Origin of the sequence: Microbacterium sp. zg-YB36 (genome assembly GCF_024623575.2) — a bacterium.
Taxonomy (GTDB): Bacteria; Actinomycetota; Actinomycetes; order Actinomycetales; family Microbacteriaceae; genus Microbacterium.
This window is the reverse complement of the sequence record NZ_JANJFD020000009.1, coordinates 42,414-59,891: the sequence shown is the minus strand read 5'-3', so window position 1 is coordinate 59,891 and position 17,478 is coordinate 42,414. Positions and strand designations below refer to the sequence as shown.

Here is a 17,478-nt window from a genome sequence, read left to right as displayed (position 1 = left end):
GGAGGAATGCAGCGGCCGGGTCACCTGTCAAGGCTAGGCCGCGCGCCTGCAAGTTGCCCGCAACGGCGCGCACGACCCGTCCCCGCCCGACCGGTGAGACCACAGCTGGTCGCCGAAACGATGGGAAGTTCCCACCGTGTCGGCGACCAGGTGTCGTTTCAGCGTCTGTCAGGCGTCGAAGTGGGCGGCGGCGGCGCGGGCCTCGTAGACCGTTTCGTCGAGATCGGGGCCGACGACGGTGACGTGACCCACCTTGCGGCCTGGGCGCGGGGCCTTGCCGTAGGTGTGGATCTTCGCATCGGGATGCTCGGCCATCGCCGCGGCGAAGCGCTCATCGAGCCCGCCTGCGGCCGGCCCACCGAGGATGTTGACCATGACCGACCACGGCGCCCGCGGCGACGGGTCGCCCAGCGGCAGGTCCAGCACCGCGCGCAGGTGCTGCTCGAACTGGCTCGTCACGGCACCGTCCTGGCTCCAGTGGCCGCTGTTGTGCGGGCGCATCGCGAGTTCGTTGACGAGCACCCGCTCGTCGCTGGTCTCGAACAGCTCGACCGCCAGGATGCCGGTCACTCCCAGCCCCGCGGCGATCGCCTCGCCGATTCCTCGTGCCACCTCGGACAGCCGGTCAGCGGCATGAGGGGCCGGCGCGATGACTTCGGCGCACACGCCGTCGCGCTGCACGGTCTCCACGACCGGGTAGGACCGCATCGCGCCGGAGGGGCTGCGTGCCACCTGCTGGGCCAGCTCCCGCGTGAAATCGACCAGTTCCTCGACCAGCAGCGCCCCACCGCGCGCATCTTCCGCCAGCGCGGTGAACCAGTCCTCCGCCTCGGTCGCGGCAGACACGACCCGCACGCCCTTGCCGTCGTAGCCGCCGCGCGGCGTCTTGACGACCGCCCGGCCGCCGTGATCGTCGAGGAACTGCTGCAGCTGTGCCGTGTCGGTGACGGCGGCCCAGTCCGGCTGCGGCATCCCGAGCTCGTCCAGGCGCGCGCGCATGAGCAGCTTGTCCTGCGCGTACAGCAGGGCGTCGGGTCCGGGGTGCACTGCGACCCCGGCGTCGACGAGCGCATGGAGCACCGGCTGTGGCACGTGCTCGTGGTCGAACGTGACCACGTCCACGTCGCGGGCGAAGGCCAGCACCGTGTCGGCGTCGCGGTAGTCGCCCACCGCCGTGGCCGCCAGCGCGGCTGCCATCTCCGGCTGTTCGGCGAGGACGCGCAATTCGATGCCGAGTTCGACCGCCGGCGCGATCATCATGCGGGCCAACTGGCCCCCGCCTACCACTCCGACTCGCAGCGTCATGCAAGCTCCTTCCGTCCCCTTCATCTTCGCGCATCGCTCGAGCGCGCGAGGTCGGCTCAGCGGCCGGGGAGCGGCGGCGGCGGACCGGGTGCCTGGGTGACGGTAGGGATGGCGTGCGAGTCGCGGTGCGCGAGGATCTGGCTCACCTCGACCTGGTCGGCGAGAACTTCGTGCACCAGCGACACCGCCGGCACGTTCTTCATCACCAGCGGCGCATCCACCCCGTTGGACAGGATGAGCGTGCCCGCCCCCCACAGCCGCTGCAGCGGACCGCGGCGCTCGCGGATCGTGTAGCCGCGGGCGTGGGCCAGTTCGTTGCGGTGGGTCGTGAGCAGTCCCGATCGGGCGATGACCCGCCTGGTGGTGATCGTGTACGTGCGGGAGAACCAGACCAGGAACGGCAGCACCACCAGCAGCAGCACGAGCGCGGCGGCGGCCGTCGGCAGCATCCACTCTTCGAACGGCGCGGGCACGTTGCCGTAGAAGTAGCCCACTGCACCGGCGACGGCGATGAGCACGAGCGCGGACCAGAACAGGCGGCGGGCGTGCCCTCGCAGCCGCGCCACCTTCAGTTCAGGGGTCGGCGCACCGGGCGCCGGCGTGAGCGGGCGTCCGGCGAAGCTGATCGGCTGGGTCACAGGACCATTGTGACCGCCCCCGACGACCTCGGCGCTCCGGCGCGCCCGAAGCGCCGGTCAGCGCACGTGCACGACGTCCCCGGCCGAGACCACCGTCTCCACCCCTGCGACCTCGACCACAAGGCGTCCGTCGCCGTCCAGGCGCACCGCTTTCCCCACCAGCACGCCACCGTCGGGCATGCCCACCGACACGTCGTGGCCGATCGTCTCGCACAGCTGCTCGATCTCTGCACGCAATCCGGATGCCGCAGCGTCGCCGCCCGCGATCAGCAGTTTCTGCAGCTGCTCGTCGAGTCCGCGCAGGTAGCGCGCCAGCAGATCGTCGACGTCGACGGTGACCCCGACCGCCGCGAACGACGTCGCCGTGGGCACCGGCAGATCGACCGGCTGCATCGTGGTGTTCACGCCGGCGCCGATGACGACCGCGGCCGGGTCGCCGGGGACCACCTCGGCGAGGATGCCGCACACCTTGCCGCCGTTCAGCAGCACGTCGTTCGGCCACTTCAGCCGTACCTCGTGCGACTGGCCGCGCAGCACCCCGGTCACCGCGCGCGTCATCGCCGCCCCGGCGATGAGGGGGATCCAGCCACGGGCGTGCGCCGGCAGCCCCGCCACCCGCACGAGCACCGACACCGCCAGCGCGGTGCCCGCCGGAGTGGTCCAGGACCGGTCCAGGCGGCCGCGCCCGGCGCGCTGGTCGTCGGTGAGCAGCACCGACAGGTGCGGGTGCCCGGCGGGGTCGCGTTCGACATCGCGGACGAGGTCGGCGTTGGTGGAGCCGGTGGATTCGACGATCTGCAACCGCGGCGAGACGGCCGCGGCCAGCGGGAAGCCTTCAGTGGGGAGCGTCATGGCGACACCCTACGCGCAGGCCCGATCGCACAGCGGATCAGGCAACCCCTTGTGCGCACCCTCCAAGGCCCGCGGGGGTGTGGTCGCTAGGGTGGAACAGTGACGGATCAACCCGACCTATCGACGACCGCCGGCAAAATCGCCGACCTGCGCAATCGCTACCAGGAGGCGGTCCTCGACGCGGAATCCGCCGCGCGCGAGAAGCAGCACGCCAAGGGCAAGCTGACCGCGCGGGAGCGCATCGAACTGCTGGTGGACCCCGGCTCCTTCGTCGAGCTCGATGAGTACGTGCGCCACCGCACCACGGCGTTCGGCATGGACCGCTCGCGGCCGTACGGCGACTCCGTCGTCACCGGCACCGGCACGATCCACGGCCGCACCGTCGCGGTGTACGCGCAGGACTTCTCGACCTTCGGCGGGTCGCTGGGCGAGGTGGCCGGCGACAAGATCATCAAGGTGATGCAGTTCGCCCTCCGCGGCGGCATGCCCATCATCGGCATGCTCGATTCCGGCGGCGCGCGCATTCAGGAGGGCGTCGTGGCCCTGGGCAAGTACGGCGAGATCTTCCGCCTGAACACCGCGGCATCCGGAGTCATCCCGCAGATCTCCCTCATCATGGGCCCGGCCGCCGGTGGTGCGGTGTACTCCCCCGCCCTGACCGACTTCGTCATCATGGTCGACAAGACCAGCCAGATGTTCGTCACCGGCCCCGACGTGATCAAGACCGTCACCGGCGAAGACGTCGGAATGGAAGAGCTCGGCGGCGCCTACACCCACAACACCCGCTCGGGCGTGGCGCACTACCTCGCCGAAGACGAGGACGACGCCCTCGACTACGCCCGGACGCTCATCGGCTACCTCCCCGACAACAACATGGCCGAGCTCCCGGTGTACGAGAACGGGTTCGAGTGGGAGACGACGGATGCCGACCGGTCGCTGAACACGATCATCCCGGATTCCGCGAACCAGCCCTACGACATCCACCAGGTCATCTCCCACCTGGTCGACGGCGGCGACTTCCTCGAGGTGCAGCCGCTGTTCGCCCCCAACATCGTCATCGGCTTCGGCCGGATGGAGGGGCGCACCGTCGGCATCATCGCCAACCAGCCGTCGCAGATGGCCGGGACGCTGAACATCGAGGCGGGTGAGAAGGCGAGCCGCTTCGTACGGTTCTGCGACGCGTTCTCGATCCCGATCGTGACCCTCGTGGACGTGCCAGGGTACCTCCCCGGCACCGATCAGGAGTGGACCGGCGTCATCCGCCGCGGCGCGAAGCTGCTGTACGCGTATGCCGAAGCGACGGTGCCGCTGGTGACCGTGATCCTGCGCAAGGCCTACGGCGGGGCATACATCGTGATGGGCTCCAAGCAGCTGGGCGCCGACGTGAACCTGGCCTGGCCCACCGCCGAGATCGCGGTGATGGGCGGTCAGGGCGCGGTGAACATCCTCTACCGAGGCGAGATCAAGCGTGCCGAGCAAGCAGGCGAAGACGTCGCCGCGGTGCGCACGCGCCTGGCCACGGAATACACCTACAACGTCGCCTCCCCCTTCCTCGCGGCCGAACGCGGCGAGCTGGACGGCATCATCGAGCCGGCCCAGACCCGGGTGTCGATCGCGAAGGCGCTGCGGTCGCTCCGCGGCAAACGTGCGAGCCTGCCGCCCAAGAAGCACGGGAACATCCCGCTATGAGCGCCCCGGCCATCGAACCGGCGGGGATCCGCGTCGACCTGTCGCGCGGCGCTCCCAGCGACCTGGAGCTGGCTGCAGTGGTCGCCGTCGTCTCCGAGGCGTACGAACGTGAAGCGGCCGCTGCGGTCGTCGAGGACGCGCCGGTGCGTCACGGGTGGGAGCTGGCCGCTCGCGGCCTGCGGCGGCCGCTGGATCGCGAAACCGGCTGGGGAAACTCCTACCGCTGACCACTGCCCGCCGGCGTGTCCCCCAAAATACCTACAGACAGCCGCGGCGGCGCCGGCGGATACTGAGTGTGCTGAACGCAATTCTGCGTCGGTCGACCCGCTTCGTTCTTCGAACCCGGGAATCGACCCACCCGCGGAGAGGTTTTCGGGTAACCACTCCGCACGGCGAGGGGTGGGCGGCTTCGCCGCCCCTCGCCCACCTTCTCAGCGTTCGGCTGCGGCGGGCAGGGCGATCTCCTGCCACAGATCCACGGTGTCCTCGCCGTCGGTGCGACTGCGCCCGACGACGGTGACGGCGATCGTGTCGTGGGGTGCGGTGCGGATGTAGATGCGTTCGGACCGCGCATTGCGCAGCACGTCCGCAAGTTCCGCGCGCACGACGCGCAGCCCCGCCTCGCCGACGCCGTCCAGACCGCCCTCGTCGAGCACGGTCACGTTCGCGCCCCGCTGGCGGGCAGCCTCCAGGACGGCGCGCACGTCGTCGTCGAGCAGTCGGCGCCCTCGCAATTCGTCGCGCAGCCGGCCTTCTGCCAGCCTGGCCATCTCACGCTCGTGGGGAGGCAGATCCCCGCCGGCGGCGATCGTGCGGGTCAGCACCGGGCCGGCGACCGCGAGAGCGCGCTGCACCTGGATGCGCCGCTCGCGCTGACGTCCGGCCTGCGAAGCCAGCCATTCGGATGCCGCGCGCTGCAGTCGTGCCAGCTGCGCGCTTTCGCGGGACGCGCGGTCGGTCGACCACATCAGCAGCTGCGCCATGGCCGTCCACATGACCGAGCCGACGAGCCCCAGCGACAGCGTGGGCAGCAGACCGATCCACAGCACCCCCTGCACGGTGAGCGCCACGATCCCGATGCACGCGAAGATGGGCCTGCGGCGCACCACCACGATCACCATGAGCGCGCCGATGGCCCCGATGGTCCAGGTCGCGTAGGGCTCCTGCCGTGCTGCGGCATCCACGCTCGCCCACATCACGGTGGGCACGATCACCGCGGTCGCCAGCGCCAGGGCGGCCGCCCATGCCGGCAGGAAGGTCGGCCCGCTGGCACCGCCGGTCATGAACGAACCGCCGGTGCCGTCGCCTTCGTCGGGAACCGCGACGGGGACCGCGCGCGGCTCCCAGAAGATGCACAGCCACGACGTGGCCAGGTACAGCCCCACGACACCGGCGGTGGTCGCCCAGTGCTGCGAGACGCCGTCCTCCCACCAGGGCCACCCCAGCCCGAGGTAGGCGGTGAACGCCACCCCGAGCGAGGACAGCACGATGCGTGGATTCAGTCTCATGCCGACGGGCTCCACTCGAGTGTGACGCTGGTGCCGTCCGCGGTCGGGACGACACGTGCCTGGCCGCCCACGGCCGCCACCCGCGCGTTGATGGAGGCGCGGATTCCCAGCCGGTCGTCGGGGACGGTGGCGAGGTCGAACCCGGGACCGTGGTCGTGCACGACGATGACCATGCCACCGGGCTGCGCGGTGTCGGTGAGGGTGACTTCCAAGCCGGCCGCCGCGGCGTGCTCGACGGCGTTGGCCACCGCCTGGGTCGCTGCCAGCACCAGCGCGCGTCCGACGCGGCCGGGGACGGTGAGGTTCTCGTCGGCGAGCGAGCGAGCCACGTGCAATTCGACGCCCACTTCGCGCGAACCCCGTTCCAGGGCGTCCACGAGCTCGCGCATCCCCACGGGGGCGTCGGGGCCCTCCCCGACGTCCTGCTCGGCGTTGGCCAGTCGCGTCAGGGCTTCCCGCGCCATCGCGACGGCGAGGGCGTGTTCGCGCGGCGAGTCAGCGCGTTCGGCGGCGATCAGGGCGGCCAGCACGCTGTCGTGCATGAGCGCGGCCACGGCCACGCGTTCGCGCTCCGCGGCGTCCGCGGCGGCGGCAGCGGCATAGGACGCGACGGCTTCGACCCGGGCCTGGTCGACGCGGGTCGCCACGGCACGGTACACCCGGTCCAGCGTCAGCAGCACCGCGCCGAGGATGATCGCGTAGATGACGTCCAGGATGACGGGGCCCCAGAACTCCCCGGCGAACCCGGCCTGAGCCAGCCGCACCACGCCGTACTGCACGGGGACCAGCACGATCCAGGCCACCTGCAGCGGCAGCGGGAACGACAGGACAGCGGCCACCGTCGCCACATTCAGCAGCAGCCAGATCCACGGGCCGCTGTCCGGGGAGGGCGGCGAGCCCGCGGTGGCCAGCGGCCACGCCAGGAGGGCGAGGGGGTACGCCACGGCGAACACGCCCGCCGCCAGGTGCACGCCGCGCCCGATGAGACACGCGATGATCATGGCCGCCAGCGGAACGAACACCACGATCATCAGCGCGGTGTGCCAGTCGGGCTGCTCCTCGGTCGACGCGAGGGCCGTCAGCAGCGCGTGGGCGCCGAGCATGATGCAGCCGGCCCCGACCGCGAGGGTGGTGAAGCGGGCGACGCGGGCGCGCGTGAAGGTGGCCATCCCGGCTGCGGTGTCCGCCGTATGCCCGAACGTGCCGTGCGCCTCGGCGAGCACACGGCGACTGGTCTCAGTGGGCACCGGGAGTCTCGGTGGGTCTCGTGAGCAGTCCGTCTTCCATCGCGCGGCGCGCGAGATCCACCTTCGTCGGGGCGGGACGACCCACCTCGACGTACTTGTAGCGCACCCGGGTGATGTTCTCCTTGGCCGTCGAGTACGCCACGCCGAGGCGGTCGGCGACGACCTTCAACGGCAGGCCCGCGGCGTACAGCCGCAGCACATCGCGTTCCCGCGCCGACAGCTGCGCGTCGGCGAAGGCGCGGTCGCCTTCCACCGCGCTTGCCCATTCGACGTTGTCCAGCGGATGGCCGCTGGCGACCGTGTGGATCGCGTCGACGACCTCATCGATGCGGCTGGCTTTGCTGATCACGCCTGCCGCCCCCGCCGACAGCGCTTCGCGCACGATCGCCGGCCGGTCCGCGACGCTGTGGATGATCACGCTGGAGCCGTCGCTGACCAGGCGCGAGACATTCTCGGTCACCGTGGTCCCGTCACCGAGGGTCAGATCCAGCACGACCACGTCGGCCGGTGCGCCGCGGCTGTACATCCGCCAGTCCAGGTACTCCGTGACGGTGCTTCCGGAGAAGACGACGTCCTTGGTCTCGGTGCGTAGGCACGCCGCTTCCAGCCCGAGTCGCACGGACTCGTGGTCGTCGATGAGTGCCACCCGGATCATGGTGGTCATGCTATCGCTGCGGCTGATCACGGTTGAGCGTGGCGACCGCCTCGACGTGGTGCGAGTGGGGGAACAGGTCCAGACCGTCGATGCGGGATGCCGTGTAGCCGGCTTCCCGGAAGGTCGCCAGGTCCCGGGCGAGCGCGACCGGGTCGCAGGCGACGTAGACGATCGTCTGCGGCGCGAGTGCGGCGATGGCCGAGACGACCTCGCCGCCTGCTCCCGAGCGGGGCGGATCGAGGACGACCGCGCCCTGTGCCAGGCGGGCCAGGTCCTTGGCCGATGCGTCCTTGCCCCAGTGCGCGAGCCAGCGGTCCACGCGACCGGTCTCGGCGCGGGCACCGGCCCACTCGGCGAGGTTCTCGCCGGCGTGCTCAGTGGCGCGCGAGTCGGACTCGACGCTGATCACGCGGGTGCGAGGCCCGCCGATGTCGCCCAGCGCGGCGGCGAACAGACCGACGCCGCCGTACAGGTCCAGGTGCAGCGCCTCGGGGTCCAGGCCATCGGGATACGCCTGACCGAGGTGCTCGGTGACCAGCTGGGTCAGCGCGTTCGCGGCGAACCGGTGCACCTGCCAGAACCCGCCGGCGTCGACGCGGAACTCCCGCTCCCCGACCCGCTCGGTGACGACCTCGCGCATCGGGTTGGAGTTCTTCGCCGCGGGGTGCTTCGCGGCGCTGCCACCGCGCAGGCGACGTCCGCCGGCACGGTGGTGGTGCTCCGGACGCGGCAGGATCCGCACGCGGCCGTCGGCCGGGAGCACGAGGTCGATCCTGCCCGGCTCGCCGCTGGGCAGCTCGAGGGCCACCCGCTCGATGTCTGGTGCGGCGAGGGGGTGATCCTCCACTGTGACGACGCGGTGACTGCGGGCGGCATACGGGCCGACGCGTCCCTCGGCATCCACGTGCAGGCTCAGCCGGGTGCGCCACCCGGTGCCGTCGTCATCGGTCGGCGCGGCGGAGCGGTCCACGCCGTCAGCGCCCACCGGTGCGACCGTCACCGGCATCGTGATGCCGCCGAACCGCTGCAGGGCGTCGGTGAGGACGTGCAGCTTGAGGGCGCGCTGGTGGGAGAGCTCGATGTGACCGAAGTCGGCGCCGCCGGGGCGCTGCTCGGGGGCGACGTCGACATCAGCCTGCCGCCAGACGTGCCGGCGCCGGTGCGGCGATGCGTCGAGGACCTCGAGGACTTCACCGCGCCAGAACGAGGCCTTGCCGACGTCGGTCAGCCGCACGCGCACCCGCTCTCCGGGCAAAGCGTCGGGGACGAAGACGACGCGCCCCTCGTGACGGCCGACGAACACGCCGCCGTGGGCGACATCGGTGACGTCGAGATCGATGAGGGCGTCTGAAGAGCCCAAGGGTATAGCCATCCTTTGATGCTCGCACACCCGGCTGTGCGCACCCTTACGCTTAGGCGATGCGCGTGTGCCTGGCATCCACCTCCCCCGCCCGTCTGATGCTGCTGCGGCAAGCCGGCATCGAGCCGGAGACGGCCTCCCCCGACGTCGATGAGGACGCCGTCATCGCCGCCGTGCAGCAGGCTGAGGCGCGCACACTGGATGCCGCGGAGCACGTGCTGCTGCTGGCGCGCCGCAAGGCCGCCGACATCGCCGAGCGGGTCGCCTCGGTCGGATTCGACGGCCTCGTGATCGGGGGCGACTCGATGTTCGAGATCGACGGTGAGATTCTCGGGAAGCCCTACACCCCCGAGGCTGCCACGGCCCGGTGGCAGTCGATGCGGGGGCGCACCGGCATCCTGCACTCCGGCCACAGCGTCGTGCGGGTGGAGCAGGGAGAGCCGCCGCGCGAGGCTCACGCGGTGGCGGAGGCCGCCGTGACCTTCGCCGCCGACATCACCGACGACGAGATCGCCGCGTACGTCGCCACCGGCGAACCGCTGCACGTGGCGGGGGCGTTCACCATCGACAGCCTCGGCGGCCCGTTCATCGACAGCGTCCACGGGGATCCGTCCACGGTGGTCGGAATGTCGCTGCCGACGGTGCGCCGTCTGGCGCGGGAGCTGGGCGTCAGCTGGCCCTCGCTGTGGAACCGCTCGTAGACATCTACAGACGATCGCCGGAGTTTCTTGTGCGGGAGATCCAAAGAAGCCGCTCGCAGCCTCGATAGGCTGACACCCATGCCCGCAATCGCCAAGGTTCTCATCGCAAACCGCGGCGAGATCGCCGTTCGCATCATCCGCGCGGCGCGCGACAGCGGCAAAGCGTCGGTGGCCGTGTACGCCGACCAGGACCGCGACTGCCTCCACGCCCGCCTCGCCGACGAGGCCTACGCGCTGGAAGGCACCACCAGCGCCGAGACCTACCTCTCGATCGACAAGATCCTCTCCGTCGCCCGTCGCAGCGGCGCCGACGCGGTGCACCCCGGCTACGGCTTCCTCGCCGAGAACGCCGAGTTCGCCCGCGCCGTGATCGCCGCGGGGCTGGTCTGGATCGGGCCGTCGCCCGAGGCCATCGAGGCGCTGGGCGACAAGGTCACCGCGCGCCACGTCGCGGACAAGGTGGGCGCGCCACTGGCCCCCGGCACCCCCGGCCCGGTCTCCAGCGCCGACGAGGTCATCGCGTTCGCCCAGGAGCACGGGCTGCCCATCGCCATCAAGGCCGCGTACGGCGGCGGCGGCCGGGGCCTGAAGGTCGCCCGGGAGTACGACGAGATCGCCGAACAGTTCGAATCGGCCACCCGCGAGGCGATCACGGCGTTCGGCCGGGGCGAGTGCTTCGTGGAGAAGTACCTCGACAAGCCGCGTCACGTCGAGACGCAGTGCCTGGCCGATGCCGCCGGCACCGTGATCGTCGTATCCACCCGTGACTGCTCGCTGCAGCGCCGTCACCAGAAACTCGTCGAGGAGGCGCCGGCGCCTTTCCTCACCCCGGAGCAGAACGAGGTGCTGTACACCTCGTCCAAGGCGATCCTCAAGGACGTCGGCTACGTCGGGGCGGGGACGTGCGAGTTCCTCATCGGCGCGGACGGGACCATCTCCTTCCTCGAGGTCAACACCCGCCTGCAGGTCGAGCACCCGGTGTCGGAGGAAGTCACCGGTATCGACCTGGTACGCGAGCAGTTCCGCCTCGCCGAGGGCGGCCTGCTCGACGACGTGGACCCGCAGCCGGTCGGCCACTCGATCGAGTTCCGCATCAACGGCGAGGATCCCGGTCGCGGGTTCCTCCCCCAGCCGGGACGCATCCACGTGTTCAAGACGTTCGGCGGACCCGGCATCCGGCTCGACTCCGGCGTCACCGCCGGCGACGCCGTCTCGGGCGCGTTCGACTCGCTGCTGGGCAAGATCATCGTCACCGGCCGCGACCGCGCCGAGGCGCTGGAGCGGGCACGCCGGGCGCTGGACGAGTTCGAGGTCGCCGGCATGCCCACCGTGCTGCCGTTTCACCGTCGCGTCGTGCGGGACCCCGCCTTCACCGCCGAGGACGGCCGGTTCGGCGTGCACACGCGGTGGATCGAGACCGAGTTCGACAACGACATCCCGCCGTGGGACGGCGAAGCACACGTCCCCGAGCCCGACGAGAGCCGCCACACCGTCGTGGTGGAGGTGGCCGGGCGGCGCCTGGAAGTGAGCCTGCCCGACCGTATCGTCGCGGCGACGAAGGTGGGCCGGCCGGTGGCCGTGCCGCCGTCGCGCCGCACGCACGCGCCGACGGTCATGGCCGGCGCATCGGGTGACGCGGTGACCTCGCCGATGCAGGCGACGATCGTGAAGGTCGCCGTGATCGACGGCCAGCAGGTCGTCAAGGGCGACCTCGTGGTCGTGCTCGAGGCGATGAAGATGGAGCAGCCCATCCAGGCGCACAAGGACGGCGTCATCGGCGGCATCGACGCTCAGCCGGGCAACACCGTCTCGGCCGGTCACCTGCTGCTGACCATCACCTGACCCGGGCCCTCGCCCCGCGGCATCCGGACCACGCGCTCGGTCGTCGCGAACGGCCCCGCAACGCGCCCCCGCCGGGACGGATGCGTCGACCGAAGGATGCCGCGCCGCGCTCGGTCGTCACGAACGGCCCCGCAACGCGCCCCCGCGGGGACGGATGCGACGACCGAACGCGCCCGGCGGACTACGCCTCGACGTCGGTCGTGCGGTCGACGATGTGCATCGCGCGGGCGGCATCGGTGATCGAGCCCGACAGTGACGGGTACACCGCGAAGACGCGCGAGACCTGGTCGACGGTCAGCCGCCGCTCGGCGGCGATCGCGATGGGGTAGATCAGCTCCGAGGCGCGCGGGGCCACGATGACGCCGCCGAGCACTTCGCCGCTGCCCTGACGCGCGATGAGCTTGACGAACCCGTCGCGCACGCCCATCATCTTCGCGCGCGGGTTCGCCGCCAGCGGCAGCGTGTGCACGACGCCGTTGATACGCCCGGCCTCGATGTCGGCCTGCTGCCAGCCGACGGTCGCGATCTCGGGGGCGGTGAAGATGTTCGCCGTGATGCGGCGGCGCTCCAGCGGGATCACGACGTCACCGAGAGCGTGGAACACCGCCATGCGTCCCTGCATCGAGGCGACCGAGGCCAGCGGCATGAAGCTCGTGCAGTCGCCGGCGGCGTAGATGTTGGGCACCGACGTGCGGGCGACGCGGTTCACGCGGATGTGACCGGAGTCCGTCAGCTGAACCCCCGCCTCCTCCAGGCCCACGCCGGAGGTGTTGGGGACCGAGCCGACCGCCATGAGGCAGTGGCTGCCTTCCACCGTGCGACCGTCGGCGAGGGTGACCACGACGCCGTCGCCGGAGCGCTCCACCTTCTGCGCGCGGGCCTTGTTCAGCACCTGCATGCCGCCTCGTTTGAACACCCGCTCCAGCACCGCCGCGGCATCCGGGTCCTCACCGGGCAGCACGTGGTCACGGCTGGAGACGAGGGTCACCTTCGCGCCGAGGTTCATGTAGGCCCCGGCGAACTCCGCACCGGTGACCCCAGACCCGACCACGATGAGGTGCTCGGGGAGGGAGGGCATGTCGTACAGCTGCGTCCAGGTGAGGATGCGCTTGCCGTCGGGCTTGGCGCTGGGCAGCTCCCGCGGCGACGCACCGACGGAGACCACGAGGGTGTCCGCCTCGATGCGGTCGAAGTCCGTGCCGTCGGGTCCGGTGGACACGATGACGGCGTGGTGGCCCTCCAGGCGTCCATGGCCGGAGACGATGCGCACTCCGGCTTCCACCAGCGTCGCCCGCATGTCATCGGACTGCTGCCGGGCAAGGGCGAGCAGCCGCTTGTTCACGGCGGCGAGGTTGATGGCGATCTCGGGCTTGAGCGGCTTGCCGTCGCCGCCCCGGGCGAACAGCTGCACGCCCAGGTCACCGGCCTGCGAGATGGCGACGGCGGCGTCGGCCGTCGCGATGAGGCTCTTGGACGGCACGACGTCGGTCATCACCGCTGCCCCGCCCACGCCGGCGCGTTCGATGAGGGTGACTTCGGCGCCGAGCTGCACTCCGGCGAGCGCTGCTTCATAGCCGCCGGGGCCTCCGCCGAGGATGGCAACGGACTGAGTGCGCTCGAAACTCAAGGACATTCCCCCATTCTCTCAGGGCGCGCTCGGGAGTCGGTGCCGCGTTGCTGGCCGGGAGGCATCCGAGTTCCTAAAGTAGGGACATGTCCCACACGACCTCCCATCCCCTCGACGACCCCGCTGCCGACCCGTTCGGCGTGGCCGCCGAAGCCGCCGCCGACATCGCCCGCATCACGGGAGTGCCGCGTCACGACATCGCCCTCACCCTCGGCAGCGGCTGGGGCAAGGCCGCGGAGCTGATCGGCGAGACCACCGCCGTGTTCCCGGCGACGGAAGTGACCGGGTTCAGTAAGCCCGCCCTGGAGGGACACGTCGGGACGCTGCGCAGCGTCCGCACCGAGCAGGGCAAGAACGTGCTGGTCATCGGCGCCCGCACGCACTTCTACGAGGGCCACGGCGTGCGCCGCGTGGTGCACAGCGTGCGCACCGCCGCCGCGACCGGCGCCCGCATCATGGTGCTGACCAACGGCGCCGGCGGCATCCGCCCCACCTGGAAGCCCGGTCAGCCGGTGCTCATCAGCGACCACATCAACCTCACCGGTGCGTCGCCGCTCGAAGGCGCCACGTTCATCGACCTGACCGACCTGTACTCCGAGCGGCTGCGCGGCCTCGCCCGGCAGATCGACCCGTCGCTGGACGAGGGCGTGTACTGCCAGTTCCGCGGCCCGCAGTACGAGACCCCCGCCGAGGTGCGCATGGCCGCCACCATCGGCGGCGACATCGTCGGCATGTCCACCGCGCTCGAGGCCATCGCCGCCCGCCAGGCGGGCATGGAGATCCTCGGCTTCTCACTCATCACCAACATGGCCGCCGGCATCCAGACCACCCCGCTCAGCCACACCGAGGTTCTCGAGGCGGGGAAGACCGCCGAGCCGGTCATCTCGTCGCTGCTGGCCCGTGTGATCGGGTCGCTGTGATCGACGCGACCGCGGCCGCCCGCACCTGGCTCGCCCAGGACCCCGACCCGGTCACCCGCGCCGAGCTCGAGCAGCTGCTCGCCGCCGCCGACGCCGGCGACGCCGCGGCAGCCGCCGACCTCACCGACCGCTTCGCCACCCGGCTCGCTTTCGGCACCGCCGGGCTGCGCGGGCGCCTGGGCGCCGGCAGCAACCGCATGAACCGGATGCTGGTCATGCAGGCCGCCGCCGGCCTTGCCGCCTACCTGCTGGAAAAGCCCGGCCCCGACGGTCCGCCCACCGTCGTGATCGGCTACGACGGCAGGCGCAACTCCGACGTGTTCGCCCGCGACAGCGCCGAGGTGTTCGCCGGTGCCGGGCTGCGCGCCATCCTGCTGCCGCGGCTGCTGCCCACCCCGGTGCTGGCCTTCGCGGTGCGCCATCTCGGCGCGGATGCCGGGGTCATGGTCACCGCCAGCCACAACCCGCCCGATGACAACGGCTACAAGGTGTATCTCGGCGGCGCCGACGACGGCGCGCAGATCGTGCCACCGGCGGATGCCGAGATCGCCGCGCACATCCAGCGGGTGGCCGATGCCGGTGACCTCGGCTCCCTGCCCCGGTCGCCGGGCTACGAGACCGCCTCGGAGGCTGTCGTCGAGGCGTACATCGCCGCGACGGCCGCCGTCTCGCCCGCCCCGGACGGCACCCCGGACATGACCTGGGTGTACACCGCGATGCACGGCGTGGGTTGGGAGACGCTCTCGCGCATCCTGCAGCGCGCGGGCTACCCCGCCCCCGCCGTGGTGACGGCGCAGATCGAGCCCGATGGCACCTTCCCCACGGTCGCCTTCCCCAACCCGGAAGAGCCCGGTGCGATGGACCTGGCGTTCCAGACCGCGCGCGAGGTCGGTGCGGAGTTCATCCTCGCCAACGACCCGGACGCCGACCGCCTGGCCGTCGCCGTGCCCGACGCCGACGTCGCCGGCGGCTGGCGCGCGCTGACCGGCAACGAGGTCGGCCTGCTGCTCGGCTGGCGCGCGGCACGGCTGGCGGCGGACGCCCGCGCCGGCCGGGAGGCGTCGCTCGCCTGCTCGCTGGTCTCGTCACCGGGGCTCGCGGTGGTCGCCGAGCGGTACGGGCTGAGCTCGCACGCCACCCTGACCGGTTTCAAGTGGATCTCCCGCGCCCCCGGCATCGTCTACGGGTTCGAGGAGGCGCTGGGCTACCTCGTCAATCCCGAGACGGTCCGCGACAAGGACGGCATCTCGGCGGCCGTGGCCATGCTCGGCCTCGTCGCCGAGGCCCGGCGGCGCGGGGCGACGGCCGCGCAGCTGCTGACCGAGTTCCAGGCGGAGTTCGGCTTCTTCACCAGCGCGCAGGTGTCGCTGCGGGTGCAGGATGTCGCCGTCATCGGCCGCATCATGGCGCGGCTGCGCGCGGAACCGCCGCTCACGGTCGGCGCTGTCGCGGTGGAGCGCATCGACGACCTGCAGGGCGGCATCGACGACCTGCCGCCCGCCGACGTGCTGCGCCTGTGGCTGGTCGACGGCTCGCGTGTGATCGTGCGCCCGAGCGGCACCGAACCCAAGCTCAAGGCGTACCTCGACGTGCGGGGCGAGTCCGCCGCCGACGCGCGCGCGCGGCTGACCGCGCTCGAGGCCGGGGCGCGGGAGCTCGTCGCGGCACCCTGAGCGTCCGAGGGGCGTGCTAATCTCCGGGCCGCGACGAATGCGGTGATCAGAGGGTAGGACGATGCGCGACGACGACGAAACGACGGCCGAGACGACGGCCGAGACGGATGCCGCGGTGACGGCCGCGGCATCCGATCCGCCGCACTGGCTGCGCCACGTGATCCTGTTCCTCAGCGGACAGACGGCGAGCCTGTTCGGGTCGATGCTCGTGCAGTACACGGTGTTCTGGTACCTGACGCTGACCTACCAGCGCGGCGACATCATGGCCCTCGCCGCGGTGTTCGGCTTTCTCCCGCAGGCGATCGTGTCGATCTTCGGCGGGGTGTGGGCGGATCGCCACAACCGCAAGTACCTCATCATCGCCGCGGATGCCGGCATCGCCCTCACGACCCTGACCCTCGCGCTGGTCATGATGACCGGGTATGACGGGGTGTGGCTCATCTTCCTGACCCTCGCGATCCGCTCCGCCGGTGCCGGCATCCAGACCCCGGCGGTGTCGGCGCTGATCCCGCAGATCACCCCGATGCGCAACCTGATGCGCGTCAACGGCATCAACGGCTCGATCCAGTCCGCCATGGCGCTGCTGGCCCCGGCGGCCGCCGGCGCGCTGTTCGCATGGGCGGCGACGGTCTGGGGCGGGTCGGCGGCGGCGCTCATCCCGATCTTCTTCATCGACGTGGTCACCGCGGTGATCGGCATCGCGCTGCTCGCGCTCGTTCCGGTCACGACGGTGCAGCGCACCGACACGACGACGGGCTACTTCGCCGACCTCGTCGAGGGGGTGCGCTATGTGACCGGCCACGCATTCCTGCGCTGGCTGCTGGCACTGTTCGCGATCGTGTTCCTGCTGACCGTCGCCCCCTCCAACCTCACCCCGCTCATGCTGGTGCGCTCGTTCGACGCCGGTGAGCAGCAGAACATCGTCAACCTCGCGGTGCTGGAGGTCGCCTTCAGCGTGGGGATGATGCTGGGCGGCATCGTGGTGGCGTCGTTGTTCGCGCGGCGCAGCCGCATCGGCATGATCATCGCCTCGTCGCTGGTCTTCGGCCTGCTGACGCTGGGCATGGGCCTGTCCCCCACCGTCTGGATCTTCTTCGGTTTCATGTTCCTGGTCGGGCTCGCCGTGCCGTTCTTCTCCACGCCGGCGTTCACCCTGCTGCAGGAGACGGTCGAGCCGGAGCGTCAGGGACGCGTGTTCGGGTTCGTGGGGATCGTCATGGCCGTGGCGATGCCGCTGGGCATGGCGGTGCTCGGGCCGCTGGCCGACATCATCGCGATCGAGGTGCTGCTGATCGCCACCGGCATCCTCACCTTCGTCGTGGTGGGAGCAGCGGTGTGGCTGCCCGTCGGCCGTCGCGCGGTGCACGCCGCGCGGGAGGCGTCGCGCGTGAGCGATCCTGCCGCCGCCGCGGCGGCAGCCGACGCGGCGATGCACGAGAAGGCGCTGCGGGAGGGCTGAGC

General features: G+C 71.4%; 15 protein-coding genes. 7 read left to right on the top strand and 8 right to left on the bottom strand.

Annotated elements, in window-relative coordinates:
- Positions 1-168: 168 nt before the first annotated feature.
- The 3 genes from NQ151_RS13335 to NQ151_RS13325 are packed head-to-tail and all read right to left on the bottom strand — an operon-like array spanning position 169 to position 2,795.
- A complete protein-coding gene (locus NQ151_RS13335) occupies positions 169-1,305 on the bottom strand; it encodes a 5-(carboxyamino)imidazole ribonucleotide synthase (protein WP_257509363.1) in 1,137 nt (378 codons plus the stop codon).
- Positions 1,306-1,361: 56 nt separating this feature from the next.
- The gene (locus tag NQ151_RS13330; protein WP_257528385.1) at positions 1,362-1,943 is read right to left on the bottom strand and encodes a PH domain-containing protein; all 582 of its coding nucleotides are present in this window, start codon (positions 1,941-1,943) and stop codon (positions 1,362-1,364) included.
- A gap of 57 nt (positions 1,944-2,000) precedes the next feature.
- The gene (locus NQ151_RS13325; protein ID WP_257528384.1) at positions 2,001-2,795 is read right to left on the bottom strand and encodes a biotin--[acetyl-CoA-carboxylase] ligase; all 795 of its coding nucleotides are present in this window, start codon (positions 2,793-2,795) and stop codon (positions 2,001-2,003) included.
- 99 nt (positions 2,796-2,894) lie between these two features.
- Between NQ151_RS13325 and NQ151_RS13320 the strand changes: the two genes are divergently transcribed.
- Together NQ151_RS13320 and NQ151_RS13315 are read left to right on the top strand one after the other, a co-directional pair.
- On the top strand, positions 2,895-4,484 hold the full coding sequence (locus tag NQ151_RS13320) for an acyl-CoA carboxylase subunit beta (protein WP_257509360.1): 1,590 nt from the start codon (positions 2,895-2,897) through the stop codon (positions 4,482-4,484).
- On the top strand, positions 4,481-4,711 hold the full coding sequence (locus tag NQ151_RS13315) for an acyl-CoA carboxylase epsilon subunit (RefSeq protein WP_257528383.1): 231 nt from the start codon (positions 4,481-4,483) through the stop codon (positions 4,709-4,711). The genes NQ151_RS13320 and NQ151_RS13315 overlap by 4 nt, the downstream gene beginning before the upstream one ends.
- Positions 4,712-4,915: 204 nt before the next feature.
- On the opposite strand, the gene NQ151_RS13310 is transcribed toward NQ151_RS13315, so the two are convergent.
- From NQ151_RS13310 to NQ151_RS13295, 4 genes are read right to left on the bottom strand one after another with little or no spacing between them, the layout of a single operon-like run.
- Positions 4,916-5,992: a hypothetical protein gene (locus tag NQ151_RS13310; protein WP_257528382.1), complete on the bottom strand. Its 1,077-nt coding sequence runs from the start codon at positions 5,990-5,992 to the stop codon at positions 4,916-4,918.
- Positions 5,989-7,239, bottom strand: coding sequence for an ATP-binding protein (locus NQ151_RS13305; RefSeq protein WP_257509357.1), 1,251 nt, complete (start codon positions 7,237-7,239; stop codon positions 5,989-5,991). The genes NQ151_RS13310 and NQ151_RS13305 overlap by 4 nt, the downstream gene beginning before the upstream one ends.
- Complete coding sequence (locus tag NQ151_RS13300; protein WP_257509356.1) at positions 7,229-7,894, bottom strand: response regulator transcription factor; 666 nt, start codon at positions 7,892-7,894, stop codon at positions 7,229-7,231. Before NQ151_RS13300 ends, NQ151_RS13305 begins: the two co-directional genes overlap by 11 nt.
- A 10-nt stretch (positions 7,895-7,904) precedes the next feature.
- Positions 7,905-9,266 (bottom strand): class I SAM-dependent RNA methyltransferase, encoded by a 1,362-nt coding sequence (locus NQ151_RS13295; RefSeq protein WP_257528381.1) that lies wholly within the window; start codon positions 9,264-9,266, stop codon positions 7,905-7,907.
- Between the two features lie 47 nt (positions 9,267-9,313).
- On the opposite strand from NQ151_RS13295, the gene NQ151_RS13290 reads away from it, so the two are divergent.
- Together NQ151_RS13290 and NQ151_RS13285 are read left to right on the top strand one after the other, a co-directional pair.
- The gene (locus NQ151_RS13290; RefSeq protein WP_257528380.1) at positions 9,314-9,955 is read left to right on the top strand and encodes a Maf family protein; all 642 of its coding nucleotides are present in this window, start codon (positions 9,314-9,316) and stop codon (positions 9,953-9,955) included.
- 78 nt (positions 9,956-10,033) lie between these two features.
- Entirely contained in the window at positions 10,034-11,797 is a 1,764-nt protein-coding gene (locus NQ151_RS13285) for an acetyl/propionyl/methylcrotonyl-CoA carboxylase subunit alpha (protein ID WP_257528379.1), read from the top strand.
- Between the two features lie 181 nt (positions 11,798-11,978).
- Here the strand turns inward: NQ151_RS13285 and NQ151_RS13280 are convergent, their stop codons facing one another.
- The gene (locus NQ151_RS13280) at positions 11,979-13,430 is read right to left on the bottom strand and encodes an NAD(P)H-quinone dehydrogenase (RefSeq protein WP_257528378.1); all 1,452 of its coding nucleotides are present in this window, start codon (positions 13,428-13,430) and stop codon (positions 11,979-11,981) included.
- An 80-nt stretch (positions 13,431-13,510) separates the two neighbouring features.
- On the opposite strand from NQ151_RS13280, the gene NQ151_RS13275 reads away from it, so the two are divergent.
- The 3 genes from NQ151_RS13275 (at position 13,511) to NQ151_RS13265 (ending at position 17,476) form a co-directional block, all read left to right on the top strand.
- The gene (locus tag NQ151_RS13275) at positions 13,511-14,344 is read left to right on the top strand and encodes a purine-nucleoside phosphorylase (RefSeq protein ID WP_257528377.1); all 834 of its coding nucleotides are present in this window, start codon (positions 13,511-13,513) and stop codon (positions 14,342-14,344) included.
- The gene (locus tag NQ151_RS13270) at positions 14,341-16,017 is read left to right on the top strand and encodes a phospho-sugar mutase (protein WP_257509350.1); all 1,677 of its coding nucleotides are present in this window, start codon (positions 14,341-14,343) and stop codon (positions 16,015-16,017) included. The genes NQ151_RS13275 and NQ151_RS13270 overlap by 4 nt, the downstream gene beginning before the upstream one ends.
- A 61-nt stretch (positions 16,018-16,078) precedes the next feature.
- A complete protein-coding gene (locus NQ151_RS13265; protein ID WP_257528376.1) occupies positions 16,079-17,476 on the top strand; it encodes an MFS transporter in 1,398 nt (465 codons plus the stop codon).
- Positions 17,477-17,478: the final 2 nt, after the last annotated feature.

Excerpts from the sequence above, each read along its gene's own strand:
- NQ151_RS13300 (WP_257509356.1), bottom strand. The coding sequence starts at position 7,894 with ATGATCCGGGTGGCACTCATCGACGACCACGAGTCCGTGCGACTCGGG.
- NQ151_RS13325 (WP_257528384.1), bottom strand. The coding sequence starts at position 2,795 with ATGACGCTCCCCACTGAAGGCTTCCCGCTGGCCGCGGCCGTCTCGCCG.
- NQ151_RS13275 (WP_257528377.1), top strand. The coding sequence starts at position 13,511 with ATGTCCCACACGACCTCCCATCCCCTCGACGACCCCGCTGCCGACCCG.
- NQ151_RS13285 (WP_257528379.1), top strand. The coding sequence starts at position 10,034 with ATGCCCGCAATCGCCAAGGTTCTCATCGCAAACCGCGGCGAGATCGCC.
- NQ151_RS13310 (WP_257528382.1), bottom strand. The coding sequence starts at position 5,992 with ATGAGACTGAATCCACGCATCGTGCTGTCCTCGCTCGGGGTGGCGTTC.
- NQ151_RS13280 (WP_257528378.1), bottom strand. The coding sequence starts at position 13,430 with ATGTCCTTGAGTTTCGAGCGCACTCAGTCCGTTGCCATCCTCGGCGGA.
- NQ151_RS13335 (WP_257509363.1), bottom strand. The coding sequence starts at position 1,305 with ATGACGCTGCGAGTCGGAGTGGTAGGCGGGGGCCAGTTGGCCCGCATG.
- NQ151_RS13265 (WP_257528376.1), top strand. The coding sequence starts at position 16,079 with ATGCGCGACGACGACGAAACGACGGCCGAGACGACGGCCGAGACGGAT.
- NQ151_RS13315 (WP_257528383.1), top strand. The coding sequence starts at position 4,481 with ATGAGCGCCCCGGCCATCGAACCGGCGGGGATCCGCGTCGACCTGTCG.
- NQ151_RS13295 (WP_257528381.1), bottom strand. The coding sequence starts at position 9,266 with ATGGCTATACCCTTGGGCTCTTCAGACGCCCTCATCGATCTCGACGTC.
- NQ151_RS13290 (WP_257528380.1), top strand. The coding sequence starts at position 9,314 with ATGCGCGTGTGCCTGGCATCCACCTCCCCCGCCCGTCTGATGCTGCTG.